This is a genomic window from Agromyces sp. NPDC056389, from assembly GCF_042262385.1.
Taxonomy (GTDB): Bacteria; Actinomycetota; Actinomycetes; order Actinomycetales; family Microbacteriaceae; genus Agromyces.
On sequence record NZ_JBHJPN010000001.1, the window covers coordinates 1399323 to 1412706 of the forward strand.

The window sequence follows — 13384 nt, forward strand, 5'->3', positions numbered from 1 at the left end:
CTCTCCTTGGAAAGTCTCTGTAGTCGTCTACTGGCCAGGCTTAGATCTCGTCGATGTTCGACGACTCGAAGCGCGCGGAGATGTTGATGCCGAGCTCTTCCGCAGCACGGAAGGCCTCGTCGTCGGTGTCGCGGAGCGAGACCGCGGTGCCGTCGGCCGAGAGCACCTCGACGTTCAGGCAGAGCGACTGCATCTCCTTCATGAGCACCTTGAAGGACTCGGGGATGCCGGGCTCCTGGATGTTCTCGCCCTTGACGATCGCCTCGTACACCTTGACGCGGCCGAGGATGTCGTCGGACTTGATCGTGAGGAGCTCCTGCAGCGCGTATGCCGCGCCGTAGGCCTGGAGCGCCCAGACCTCCATCTCACCGAATCGCTGACCACCGAACTGCGCCTTACCACCGAGCGGCTGCTGGGTGATCATCGAGTACGGGCCCGTCGAACGCGCGTGGATCTTGTCGTCGACGAGGTGGTGCAGCTTGAGGATGTACATGTAGCCGACCGAGACCGGGTACGGGAACGGCTCGCCGGAACGGCCGTCGAGGAGCTGGGTCTTGCCGCTCGAGTCGATGAGTCGCTCGCCGTCGCGGTTGGGGAGCGTCGAGTCGAGCAGACCCGCGATCTCCTCCTCGAGGGCGCCGTCGAACACCGGGGTCGCGACCTTGGTGCCGGGCGCGGCCTCATGCGCTTCCTTCGGAAGCTTCTTGGCCCACGCCGGGCTGCCGTCGACCTTCCAGCCCTGCTTGGCGACCCAGCCGAGGTGGGTCTCCAGCACCTGGCCGAAGTTCATGCGGCCGGGGATGCCGAGCGGGTTCAGGATGACGTCGACCGGGGTTCCGTCGGCGAGGAACGGCATGTCCTCGACCGGGAGGATCTTCGAGATGACGCCCTTGTTGCCGTGACGGCCGGCGAGCTTGTCGCCCTCGGTGATCTTGCGCTTCTGGGCGATGTAGACGACCACGCGCTGGTTGACGCCCGAGCCGAGCTCGTCGTCGCCGTCCTGCGAGTCGAACACCTTGACGGCGATGATCGTGCCGCGCTCACCGTGGGGCACCTTCAGCGAGGTGTCGCGGACTTCACGGCTCTTCTCGTTGAAGATCGCGCGGAGCAGACGCTCTTCGGCCGACAGCTCGGTCTCGCCCTTCGGCGTGACCTTGCCGACGAGGATGTCTCCGGGGCGGACCTCTGCGCCGATGCGGATGATGCCGCGCTCGTCGAGGTCGGCCAGCAGGTCGGGGCTGACGTTCGGGAGATCACGGGTGATCTCCTCCTTGCCGAGCTTCGTGTCGCGGGCGTCGACCTCGTACTCCTCGATGTGGATCGACGAGAGCACGTCGTCCTTCACGAGGTTCTGGCTGAGGATGATCGCGTCCTCGAAGTTGTGACCCTCCCACGGCATGAACGCCACGAGGAGGTTCTTGCCGAGCGCGAGCTCGCCGTTGTCGGTCGCAGGACCATCGGCGATGACCTCGCCGACCTCGACGCGGTCGCCCGCGTTCACGAGGACGCGGTTGTTGTACGACGTGCCCTGGTTGGAGCGGTCGAACTTGCGCAGGAAGTAGGTCTGCGTGCCACCGGCGTCGAGCTGCACGGTGACTGAGTCGGCCGAGACCTCGGCGACGACACCGGCCTTGTCGGCGGTGATCACGTCACCGGCGTCGATGGCCGCGTAGCCCTCCATGCCGGTTCCGACGAACGGCGAGTCGCTGCGGAGCAGCGGCACAGCCTGACGCTGCATGTTGGCACCCATGAGGGCGCGGTTCGCGTCGTCGTGCTCGAGGAACGGGATGAGCGAGGTACCGACCGACACCATCTGGCGCGGCGAGACGTCCATGTAGCCGATCAGGTCGGCGGGAACGAGGTCGACCTCGCCGCCCTTCTGACGTGCCAGGACGCGGTCTTCGGAGAAGTGACCGTCGGCCTTCAGCGGCGCGTTGGCCTGGGCGACGATGTAGTCGTCTTCTTCGGACGCCGTGAGGTAGTCGATCTGGTCGGTGACCTTGCCGGCGACGACCTTGCGGTACGGCGTCTCGATGAAGCCGAACGAGTTGATGCGCGCGAACGATGCGAGCGAACCGATGAGGCCGATGTTCGGGCCTTCCGGGGTCTCGATCGGGCACATGCGGCCGTAGTGCGACGGGTGGACGTCTCGGACCTCGACGCCGGCGCGGTCGCGCGAGAGACCGCCGGGGCCGAGCGCCGAGAGGCGGCGCTTGTGGGTCAGACCTGCGAGCGGGTTGTTCTGGTCCATGAACTGCGACAGCTGCGAGGTGCCGAAGAACTCCTTGATCGCGGCGACGACGGGTCGCACGTTGATCAGGGTCTGCGGGGTGATCGCCTCGATGTCCTGCGTGGTCATTCGCTCGCGGACGACGCGCTCCATGCGGGACAGGCCGGTGCGGACCTGGTTCTGGATGAGCTCGCCCACCGCGCGGATGCGACGGTTGCCGAAGTTGTCGATGTCGTCGACGTCGAGGCGCAGGTCGACCGCCTTGCCGGCGCGGCGGCCGGGTAGGGTGGTGCGCTCGTCGTGCAGCGCGACGAGGTACTTGATCGTGGCGACGATGTCCTGCACCGTCAGCACCGAGTCGGTGAGGGGAGCCTCGAGGCCGAGCTTGTTGTTGATCTTGTACCGGCCGACCTTCGCGAGGTCGTAGCGCTTCGGGTTGAAGTAGAAGTTGTCGAGGAGCGCACGCGCGGCCTCGGCAGCGACCTGCTCGCCCGGACGGAGCTTGCGGTAGATGTCCTTGAGCGCCTCTTCCTTCGTGAGGATGTTGTCCTTCTCGAGGGTGAGGGCGATCGACTCGTAGCCGGCGAACTCCTCGAGGATCTCCTCGGAGGTGAGGCCGAGGGCCTTCAGGAAGACGGTCACGCTCTGCTTGCGCTTGCGGTCGATGCGGACGCCGACCTGGTCGCGCTTGTCGATCTCGAACTCGAGCCATGCGCCACGGCTCGGGATGACGCGAGCCGAGTAGATGTCCTTGTCGGAGGTCTTCTCGGGGGTGCGCTCGAAGTAGACGCCCGGCGAACGCACGAGCTGCGAGACGACGACGCGCTCGGTGCCGTTGATGACGAACGTGCCCTTGGGGGTCATGAGCGGGAAGTCGCCCATGAAGACGGTCTGCGTCTTGATCTCACCCGTGAGGTGGTTCATGAACTCCGCGTTCACGTACAGCGGTGCGGAGTAGGTCTTCGACTTCTCCTTGCACTCGTCGATCGTGTACTTCGGAGGCTCGAGCTCAGGGTTGGTGAACGAGAGCTGCATGGTCTCACCGAGGTCTTCGATCGGGGAGATCTCCTCGAAGATCTCCTCGAGACCGGTGGTCTCGGGCAGGTCCTGACGGCCTGCCGCCTTGCCCTCGGAGAGGCGTGTCTTCCACGCCTCGTTGCCGACGAGCCAGTCGAAGCTCTCCGTCTGGAGAGCGAGCAGGTCGGGTACCGTGAGGGTGTCGGTGACCTTGGCGAACGAGAGACGGCTTGCACCGCGTCCGTTCTTGGGGGTGGGCGTGGTCGCGTTGCGCGCAGCAGCCAAGTGAATAACCTCCATGGCCCCGTCGGGCCGGTTCACTGTCGGTAGCGGAGAGTGGAACCCCTCAGACGAGTGCGGATGCCGGAGACCTCAGGATCTCGACACGCACGGAAGCCGACCGCAATATGAAGGCATGGTGGGTCTGGGAGCGCAAAGGTTAACTATATGTCGCCAGACGCGCCGTGTCCAGTCGATTCTTGATTTGTCTGCGAATCTCCGGTATAACGACGATCTGGTGGCCCCCAGATGCGCACCGGCGCCCCGCTGCGGCTCACCATCGAGTCGGTGAGCGGATGCCTCGGGGCGCCGGTCGGGGGTTCGTTCAGGCCCGTGCGAGCACGCCTTCCGGGAGCCCGGAGCGCACCGACCGCTGCGCCGCGTCGACGATCGCGAGCGTGCGGACACCGACCGAGCCGTCGGGACGCGGGGCCCGCGATTCGCGGATCGCTCCGAGGAACTCGTCGACCATGAGCTGATCGAGATCGGTGCCGAAGGCGTCCCAGGTCGCGCCGCCCTCGCCGTAGCCCGAGACGTGCGCGGCGAAGGGATCGATCCGCATCGACCCGCGGGTGCCGTGCACCTCGAGCGTGAGCCCGCCCCAGGTCGAGGCCGTGTCGGGCTGGCTCCACGAGCAGTCGATCGTCGCGATGACGCCCGACGGGTAGGCGATCGACACGACTCCCCCGGTCTCGACCTCGACGCCGCGGTCGGCGTGCAGGATGCGGTTCGCCGTCGCGTAGACCTCCTGCGCCGGCTCGCCGAGGAGCTCGTCGAGGAGGTCCGCGCAGTGCACGACGTGATCGACGAGCGCGCCGCCGCCGGCGGCGGCCCCGCTCGTGAACCAACTGCGGTCGAGCGGGATCTTGCCGTTGTTCGTGCCGGAGACGGCGACGAGCTCGCCGAGCTGTCCTGCGCGGACGCGGGCGACGAGCTCGCGGAACGAGGGCGCGAAGCGCACCGGGTACGCGGTCATGAGCGAGACGCCCGCGGCCTCGGCCGCATCGACCATGGCGAGGGCGTCGCCGACCTCGGTCGCGATCGGCTTCTCGCACAGCACGTGGGCGCCGGCGCCGATCGCCGCGAGCACGAGCTCGCGATGCCGCACGTTCTCGGCGGTGACGATGACGCCGTGCGGCGCACGCGCGAGCACGGCGTCGACGTCGTCGAGGTACTCGATGCCGAGGCGCGCCGCGAGCTCTGCGCCGCGCTGCGTGCCCGCGTCGTACGGCGGGAGGTCGGTGCCGACGACCTCGATGCCGCGTGCGACGAGCGCGCGGGCGTACGCCTCGACGTGCGGGTGCGCGAACGACAGGATGCCGATGCGCAGCGGTTCGGTCGTGCGGCTCATGCGCGGGCTCCGATCATGGCGTCGTCGGTCGAGGCATCCGTCGCCTCGCCAGCTGGTTCGAGATCGACCGGCAGGCCGCTCTCGATCGACTCGAGCGCGGCCTCCGCGATCCGCACGGCGCGGACGCCGTCGGCGCCGTCGACCAGGGCGGCGCCTCCCGAGCTGATGGCGCGCACGAAGTCGGCGATCTCGGCGGAGTACGGGCTCTCGACCCCGCTCGTCTCGGGCAGGTATCCCCCGCCGTCGATCGGCGGCAGCGCAGCACGCATCGTGTCGTCGCGCATCGAGTCGAATCGCAGCACCCCGCCGTCGCCCGCGAGGTCGAACGAATAGGAGAAGGGCAGCGCCGGGCTCCCCCAGGTGCCGTGCACGTGGCTGATCAGCCCCGACTCGTGGTCGAGCACGACCTGGGCGGCGACCACCGGGGCCGCTGCATCGCCGCCGCGCTGCAGTCGCGCGAACACGCGGCGCACCGGACCGCCGAGCCACTCGGCCTGGTCGAGATCGTGGATCATCTGGTCCATCACGATGCCGCCCGAGACGGCGTCGTCGAAGAACCAGGGCGACTGCGGCGCAGCGCTCTGCCGCCGGAAGCGGAAGACCGCGGGCCGGCCGATGCGTCCGGCCGCGATCGCGCTGCGCGCCGCGAGGAACTCGGGGAAGTACCGCACGACGTGCGCCGGGAAGAGCCGCACGCCGGCCCGCTCGGCCGCGTCGACGACGGACTCCGCGTCGGCAGCGGTGCGCGCGAGCGGCTTCTCGCACACGACGTCGATGCCGTGTCCGATCGCGGCGAGCGCGAGTCCGGCGTGCGTCGCGGTCGGCGTGACGATGTCGACGACGTCGACGGCCGGCCACAGCTCGTCGAGCGAGCGGGCGACCTCGAGCCCGTACTGCTCGGCGAGCGCCTCGGCGCCGGCCTCGGAGTACACGGTGACCCGCGCGCCGAGCGCGAGCCATCCGGGCACGTGGGCGTGGGAGATCGCACCAGCCCCGATGAGGCCGACACGGAGGGATTCGTTGCGCTGCGTCATCCGCTCGCTCATTTCAGTCCGGAGAATGCGACGCCGTCGATGACCCGGCGCTGCATGATGAGGAAGAGGATCAGGACCGGCGCCATCGCCATCATCGCCGCGGCGAGCAGCATCGGGTAGTCCGTGATCGTACGACCGCTCGTGAGCGTCGCGATGCCGGCGGAGAGCGGCATGCTCTCGGCACTCGTCGCGACGATGAGCGGCCAGAGCAGGTCGTTCCACGACCAGAGCACCGTGATGATCGCGAGCGCCGAGAGCCCCGGCTTCGCGAGCGGCAGCATGATCTTCCAGAAGATCTGGAACTGGTTCGCGCCGTCGAGGCGGGCGGCCTCCTCGAGCTCGGGCGGGAGCCCCATGAAGAACTGGCGCATCATGAACGTGCCGAAGGCGCTGAAGATGCCGGGCGCTGCGATGCCGATGACGGTGTTGAGCCAGCCGAGACCCTGGATGATCTGGTACTGCGGCAGCAGGTAGACCTGCGGCGGCACCATGAGGATCGCGAGGATGAGGGCGAGCACGACTCCCTTGAAGGGGAAGTACATGCGCGCGAACGCGTAGCCGGCCATCGAGCACAGCACGAGCTGGCCGATCGTGCGGATCACGGTGATGCCGACCGACACCCAGAACTGGCTGAGGAACGGCACGCGGTCGAACACGTTGAGGTAGTTCTCGGGCTTGAACTCCGAGGGCCAGAACGACGGCGGGATCGAGATGACGTCGGCGTTCGTGCCGAGCGACATGATGAGCTGCCAGACGAACGGGAAGATCATCACGACCGCCCCGACCGTGAGCACGACGTAGGCGATCGTGTTCGACTCGCGCGCGCCGACGCGACGCTTAGACATAGGTGACCCATTTCTTCTGGAGTCGGAACTGGAGCATCGTGAAGATGCCGACGAGGAGGAGGATCACGACGCCGATCGCAGCCGCGTAGCCGTTGTCACCCGTCTTGATGTTCGTGAAGAAGTAGTAGACGACCGACTGGGTCTTGTCGATGGCGGGGTTCGTCGTGCCCATGAGGGCGTAGAGCAGGTCGAAGACCTGGAAGCCCGCGATGACCGTCATCACCGAGACGAAGAAGATCGAGGGGGTGAGCAGCGGCACGGTGATCGTCGTGAACTGCTTCCAGCGCGTCGCGCCGTCGAGCGATGCGGCCTCGTAGAGCTCGACGGGGATGCCCTTCATGCCCGCGGACAGGATGATGAGGTTGAAGCCGAGCGAGATCCAGATGCCGACGAGGGCGACGGCGACGAGCGCGACGCCCTTGGTCGAGAGCCAGCTCGGGCCGTCGATGCCGATGAGCGAGAGCGCGTAGTTCAGGATGCCGAAGTCGCCGTTGTAGATGATGCGCCAGACCATGGAGATGGCGGCGGGCATCGCGACGTACGGCAGGAAGAATGCGGTGCGGAACAGGTTCGCGAATCGCAGGCCGGGGCGGTTCAGCAGGCTCGCGAAGTAGACCGCGAGCGGCACGCCGCAGAGCAGCATCGCCGTGTACCCGAGGGTGTTCAGGATGGCGCGGCCCATCGTGGCGTCGCCGGCGAGCTCGATGTAGTTGTCGAGGCCGACCCACTCGGAGTCGCCGAAGGGCCCCCACTCGGTGAAGCTGAACCAGACGTTGCGAACGATCGGCCACAGGTAGAAGAGGGCGATGCCCGCGAACAACGGCAGGACGAAGACCAGCGCCCAGCCGAGGTCGCTGCGGCCCCGGCGTCTGCCGCGGCCGGCCGGCGGGGCCGACGCCGCAGCCGGAGCTGCGACGTCGGCCTCGCGTACTGCTGAGGAGGTCATTCGTTCTCTTCGGCCAGTGCTTCGTTCATCTTCTCGGCCAGTTCCTTCGCCACCTCGGCGACGGGGCGCTCGCCCGAGAAGGCGGCGGGGAGCAGTTCGTTCTCGAGCTGGTTCCACGCCGCGGTGTTCTTCGAGACGGGGTACGGGAACGAGGAGTTCTCGGCCTCGTCGAGGAAGACCTGCAGGTTGTACGGCGCCGACTCGATGAACGCGGTCTGCGTGCCCGAGAAGGCGGGCAGCGCTGCGCCGGCCTCGGCCTGGATGACGGCGGCGCGCTCGGACGCGAGGAACTCCTGGAACGCCTGCGCGGCGGCCTTGTTCTTCGAGGACTTCGCGACGACGTTCGCGAGGCCGTGGATGACCGTCGCCTCCTGCTCGTTCTTCGGCAGCGGCGCGACCTCGATGTCGTCGACGATGTCGGAATCACGGAGTTCGGCGTTCGACCAGGTGCCCGACCAGAACATGGCCGACTTGCCGTTGACGAACCACACGTTCTGCGGGGTGTCCGAGAGCTGCTGGAGCGTCGGCGCCGAGCCGTCGGCGATCAGGTCGGCGACGAACTGGATGCCCTCGATCGCCTCGGGGCTGTCGTAGCCCGACGTCGTGCTGTCGGCCGAGATGACCTCGCCACCGGCCTGGAGGATGGTGTTGTAGTAGACCTCCTGGCCGCCCGAGAGGCCGTTGACGGTGCCGTAGACGCCGTCGGCCTTCAGCGCGTCCGAGATGGCCTTCGCCTTCTCGTGGAACTCGTCCCACGTCCAGCCCTCGGTCGGGTACGCGACACCGGCCTGGTCGAAGAGCGCCTTGTTGTAGAAGACCGCGACGGTGTCGTAGTCCTTGGGCACGCCGTACTGGGTGCCGTCGAAGGAGTAGAGGTCGTTCAGCGCCTGCGGGTAGTTCGCAGGGTCGACCGCGTCGGTCACGGGCTCGAGCTTGTCGTTCGAGGCGTAGAGCTGGAAGTTCGGACCGTTCATCCAGAAGACGTCGGGCAGCGTGTCCGACGAGGCCTGGGTCTGGAGCTTGCCGAAGAACTCCGAGTACGGCGTGACGTCCTTCTTCACCGTGATGTTCGGGTATTCCTCGTTGAACTCCTCGATGATCGTGTCGATCGCCGCTTCCTGAGTGGCATCCCAGAAGGCGTAGTTGATCTCCGCCGTCATGTCCTTGTCGGCGGTCGACGTCGACCCGCCGTCGTTGGACGAGCAGGCGGTGAGCAGGAGTGCCGTGGCGGCGACTCCGGCCAGTAGCGCTGTGCGGCGCATGGGTGTTCTCCTCCGGTTAGAGTGGGCGGGATCGCCCGATGTGCAGGTGATTACGGGTGACTCGTCACCCACCGGTCGGCGCGGTGTGCGCCGCGCCGACCGGGTCCCCGGCCCCTTCGAAGTAGCCGACGGCGCCCGAGGGCAGCGCCGGCACATCACGGGGGGCCGATGAGTTTCGAAGCGAGTCCGTCGCCGCGGCCGCGGTCGCGACCGCGTGGCGGGCCGCGATGGGCGAGGTCTCGGTGGGGATGCCCTCGCGCACGAAGCGGAGGAACTCGGTGACCGTGCGGAAGTCGGCATCGCCGTGTCCGCCCTCGTCGCCGACGATGGGGTGCTCGAGGTCGCCCTCGGGTCGGTAGACGTGGCGCTCGTTCCAGACCCGCACGACGCCGCCGTCGGTGTCGCCGAAGTTCTCGAGGCGTCCCTTCGTGCCGATGACGGTGTAGTTGCGCCAGTAGTCGGGCGTGTAGTGGCACTGCTCGTACGAGGCGTAGACCCCGTTGTCGAGGCTCATGAGCACCATCGACAGGTCTTCGACGTCGATCACCGGGTTGAGCTCGCGCTGCGCGAGGGGCGGCCAGTTCTCGAGGCTGAACCACTCGGGCATCGTGCGATCGGAGTTGTCGCGCCGATCGGCGATGCCGCCGTAGAGCGTGTCGCCGCCCATGCCCACCACTCGGGTCGTGTAGCCGCCCGCGAGCCAGTGGATGACGTCGATGTCGTGCGCGCCCTTCTGCAGGAGCAGGCCGTTCGACCTCGCCCGCTCGGCGTGCCAGTCCTTGAAGTAGTAGTCGCCGCCGTTGCCGACGAAGTGACGGCACCAGACCGCCTTGACCTCGCCGATCTCGCCGCGCGCGATCGCGTCGCGCATCGTGCGGATGACGGCCATGTGGCGCATGTTGTGGCCCACGTAGAGCTTCGCACCGGCGTCGATCGCGGCCTCGAGCACGGCATCGGCGTCTTCGGTGGTGGTGGCGAGCGGCTTCTCGACGTAGACCGCGACACCCGCGCGGAGCAGGTCGATGGCGACCTCGGCGTGCGTGTCGTCGGGCGTGAGCACGAAGGCGCCGTCGATGTCGAGCCCGGATGCGAGCAGCTCGCCGGTGCTCGCGAAGGCCTCGGCGGTCGCCGACAGCGCTTCACGGCTACGAGCGATCGCGGCCGCATCGGGGTCGACCAGCGCGACGATCTCGCCGAGGCCCGAGGCCGAGGCGTGCTGCGCGAGGGTCGACCTCGCCCCGCATCCGATCACGGCAAGTCGGAGCGGACGCTCCGGCCCGTCGATGTTCACCATTCGAAGTCCTTTCCGTTGGAATCGAGAGCGTCGCCGCCGTCGGGCCGACGGAGTGCCGGCATGGGCACCTCGTGGACTCCGTAGACGAGCTCCGAGCTGAGGTCGAACGCCCGCGACAGCGCGCCGAAGGCGATCGAGTCGATGCCGAGTCGCGAGGCGACGATCGTCGGGGCGAACGGCAGCGACACGAGCCCGGCGACCGCCGCGTTGAGCGGCGCGACGAGCCGGTCGCCGGCGCGTGACATCGGGCCGCCGATGACGACGAGATCGGGGTCGATCGTCTGGGCGAGCACGACGACCGTGTCGGCGATGCCCGCGATGAACCCGTCGACCTCGGCACGGGCGTCGGCATCGCCCGCGTCGGCGAGCTCGAAGACCCCACGTGCGGTCGGAGCCGACCGCCAGAGGAGGTGTCCGCGTTCGTCGAGGGGAACCCGCAGGCTCGCATCGCCGAGTTCGCCGGCGGCGTTGTGGCTGCCCCGCCGGAGCCGGCCGTCGAGCACGAGCCCCGCGGAGATCTGGCTGCCGATGAGGAGGAAGATCATGTCGTCGGCGAGCCGAGCCGAGCCGAGCCGCTGCTCGGCGAGCGCTGCGAGGTTCACGTCGTTGTCGAGCGTGACGGGGCAGCCGAGGAGGGCCGCGAGCTTGCCGCCGACGTCGACGCCCTCCCAGTCGGCGAAGCCGTGCGAGATCCAGATGCGGCCGTCGGCGCGCACCAGACCGGTGACGCCGATGTGGGCGAAGATGAGGCGATGGGCCGGTGCATCGGCGAGCCGCAGCGCATCGGCGACGAGCACGCGCACGGCCTCGATTCGCGCCTTGCCGTCCTTCGGCACCGGCCCCCGGTGCTCGACCCGTGCCACCACGGTGCCCGCGAGGTCGGCGAGGATGACGCGCATGCCGGCGATGCCCACGTCGACGCCGGCGACGTAGCCCGAGCCGCCGACGAAGCGCGAGACCCTGGCAGGCCTGCCTGCGCCGCGGTGCCCGTTCGTCTCGTCGGTCGCGACGAGTCCGCGGGCGACGAGGTCGGCGAGCGCCGCTTCGACGGTGGGCCGCGAGAGCCCGGTGGCACGGGCGAGCTCGGAGACGGCGGCGGGGCCCTGGTCGCGCAGGTGAAGGGCGCAGCGTGCGGTGTTCGATCGGCGCAGCGCGCTGATGCGGTGCTCGTGCGTGCCGGGCTCCATCGCTGCTCCTTCGGGTTCGCCGATGGTGCATGCAACGGCGCATTTTCTATTTCGCAAGTGGCTTGCGTAATAGCTTGGGGTTGAGTGAAGCACAGTGATCGGATGTCTGTCAAACACTTTCTCCGCCAGAAGTCGCCGGCGCCCCGAGGAGTCGCGGAAAAAACGCAAGGTGGTTTCAGATTTGCGTACTTCGACCGCCACCGGTTCGATGCGTGACACGATGCAGGCATGGCGCTGCACATCGAGTTCGAGGCGGACGTCTTCTCGAAGCACGGCCTGACCCTGCTCGTCGACGGAACGGCGCAGTCGCACGTCGACCCGCTCGACCCGACGCACCTGTTCTTCGAGTACACGCGGCGCATCGGGCACGTCATCGATGCCGCAGCCTCACCGGGTGCGCCCCTGCGGGTGCTGCATCTCGGCGGCGGCGCCCTCACGCTGGCACGGTACGTCGCTGCGACCCGCCCCGGTGCGAGGCAGCTCGTCGTCGAGCTCGATCGCGAACTGCTCGACACCGTGCTCGAACGGCTGCCGCTGCCGGAGGGGGCGCCCATCGAGATCGTCGTCGGCGACGCGGCATCCGTCATCGAGACGGTCGCGGGCCCGTTCGACGTCGTCATCGTCGATCTGTACTCCCGCCTGCAGGCGCCGGCGTTCGTCGATACCGTCGACTTCATGAGCGGATGCCTCGGGCTCGTGGCGCCCGACGGCGTGCTCGCCGTCAACGTGGCCGACGCCGCGGGGCTCGGCCGGCTCGGCAGGCAGGCGCGTGCGATCGCCCGAGCCGCCCCTGCCGCGGCGCTCCTCGTCGCGGGCGACCCGAGCGTGCTCTCGGGCGCTGAGGAGGGCAACGCCGTGCTCGTCGCGGCACCGGGCGGCCTGCCGTCTCGCCTGCGCGAGCGACTGCTCGCCCACGGCCCGCATCCGGCGGAGGTGCTCGACGGCGACCGCCTCGACTTCGTGCTGTGGGGCGCCTGCTGAGCGGAGCCGTCCTCCCGGCGGGCGCAGCGCGAGCGGGACCGCGCGGTAGCGTGGCATCCGTGTCAGAGCTCGAACGTCGCCTCGCCGTCAGCGGCCACCTCGCCCGGCTCGAGGAGTCGCGCCAATCGCCGGGCTCGTGGACCCTCTACGTCGACGGCACCCCGCAGTCGCACGTCGAGATCGAGCGCCCCGACTGGCTCGGCTTCGAGTACGTGCGGCGCATCGGGCACGCGGTCGACCTCGTGCGGCCCGAGGGGCAGGCCATCACGGCCGTGCACCTCGGCGGCGGCGCGCTCACGCTCCCCCGCTACGTCGCGGCCACCCGGCCGGGTTCGCGGCAGCAGGTCGTCGAGCTCGAATCCGATCTCGTTGAGTTCGTGCGCGAGCACCTGCCGCTCCCCCGCGGTGCGCAGGTTCGCGTGCGGCACGGCGACGCCCGCGAGGTGCTCGCGAAGCTGCCGGCCGGACTCGACGGCGCCGTCGACATCGCGATCGTCGACATCTTCTCCGGGGCTCGCACTCCCGCGCACGTGACGAGCGCCGAGTTCTACGGGCTCGTCTCGCCGCGGCTCGCGCCCGGCGGCATCGTCGCCGTCAACGTCGCCGACGGCGCGGGCCTCGCGTTCGCCCGATCGCAGGCCGCAACCCTCTCGCACGTCTTCGAGCACCTCGCGATCGCCGCGGACACGTCGATGCTGAAGGGCCGTCGATTCGGCAACGTCGTGATGTACGCGTCGCACGACGAACTGCCGTTCGCGGGCCTGCCCCGCCGCCTCGCGAGCGACCCGTCGCCGGCCAAGCTCGTCGACGGCGAGGAGCTCCGCCGGTTCATCGCGGGCGCTCCCGTCGTGACGGACGCCACGGCCGTGCCGTCGCCCCCGCCCGCACGCTCGGTGTTCCTCTCGAAGCCCTGACTTCTGCGCCTGCCCGCCACGGCCTCGGAGATCGACGCGGACTC

10 protein-coding genes are annotated in these 13384 nt (G+C 68.8%); 2 read left to right on the plus strand and 8 right to left on the minus strand.

The genetic code is table 11. The features are described 5' to 3' along the window. Nucleotides 1-40: 40 nt before the first annotated feature. From rpoB to ACFCVM_RS06585, 8 genes are all read right to left on the minus strand, one after another. On the minus strand, nt 41-3532 hold the full coding sequence (rpoB, locus tag ACFCVM_RS06550; protein ID WP_375835221.1) for a DNA-directed RNA polymerase subunit beta: 3492 nt from the start codon (nt 3530-3532) through the stop codon (nt 41-43). A gap of 319 nt (nt 3533-3851) precedes the next feature. Continuing rightward, a complete protein-coding gene (locus tag ACFCVM_RS06555) occupies nt 3852-4877 on the minus strand; it encodes a Gfo/Idh/MocA family protein (RefSeq protein WP_375835222.1) in 1026 nt (341 codons plus the stop codon). Continuing rightward, nucleotides 4874-5911, minus strand: coding sequence for a Gfo/Idh/MocA family protein (locus ACFCVM_RS06560; protein WP_375835224.1), 1038 nt, complete (start codon nt 5909-5911; stop codon nt 4874-4876). Before ACFCVM_RS06560 ends, ACFCVM_RS06555 begins: the two co-directional genes overlap by 4 nt. A gap of 8 nt (nt 5912-5919) precedes the next feature. Beyond that, nucleotides 5920-6756 carry a carbohydrate ABC transporter permease gene (locus tag ACFCVM_RS06565; RefSeq protein WP_375835226.1) on the minus strand — a complete coding sequence of 279 codons (837 nt, stop codon included), beginning with the start codon at nt 6754-6756 and terminating at the stop codon, nt 5920-5922. Next, a complete protein-coding gene (locus ACFCVM_RS06570; protein WP_375835227.1) occupies nt 6749-7702 on the minus strand; it encodes a carbohydrate ABC transporter permease in 954 nt (317 codons plus the stop codon). Before ACFCVM_RS06570 ends, ACFCVM_RS06565 begins: the two co-directional genes overlap by 8 nt. Next, nucleotides 7699-8964 carry an ABC transporter substrate-binding protein gene (locus tag ACFCVM_RS06575; protein ID WP_375835229.1) on the minus strand — a complete coding sequence of 422 codons (1266 nt, stop codon included), beginning with the start codon at nt 8962-8964 and terminating at the stop codon, nt 7699-7701. Before ACFCVM_RS06575 ends, ACFCVM_RS06570 begins: the two co-directional genes overlap by 4 nt. 64 nt (nt 8965-9028) lie before the next feature. After that, nucleotides 9029-10258 (minus strand): Gfo/Idh/MocA family protein, encoded by a 1230-nt coding sequence (locus ACFCVM_RS06580; RefSeq protein WP_375835231.1) that lies wholly within the window; start codon nt 10256-10258, stop codon nt 9029-9031. After that, complete coding sequence (locus ACFCVM_RS06585; protein ID WP_375835233.1) at nt 10252-11445, minus strand: ROK family protein; 1194 nt, start codon at nt 11443-11445, stop codon at nt 10252-10254. Before ACFCVM_RS06585 ends, ACFCVM_RS06580 begins: the two co-directional genes overlap by 7 nt. 228 nt (nt 11446-11673) lie before the next feature. Between ACFCVM_RS06585 and ACFCVM_RS06590 the strand changes: the two genes are divergently transcribed. Together ACFCVM_RS06590 and ACFCVM_RS06595 are read left to right on the plus strand one after the other, a co-directional pair. Further along, the gene (locus ACFCVM_RS06590) at nt 11674-12426 is read left to right on the plus strand and encodes a spermidine synthase (protein ID WP_375835234.1); all 753 of its coding nucleotides are present in this window, start codon (nt 11674-11676) and stop codon (nt 12424-12426) included. 59 nt (nt 12427-12485) lie between these two features. After that, nucleotides 12486-13340, plus strand: coding sequence for a spermidine synthase (locus ACFCVM_RS06595; protein ID WP_375835236.1), 855 nt, complete (start codon nt 12486-12488; stop codon nt 13338-13340). The last annotated feature ends 44 nt before the right edge of the window (nt 13341-13384 follow it).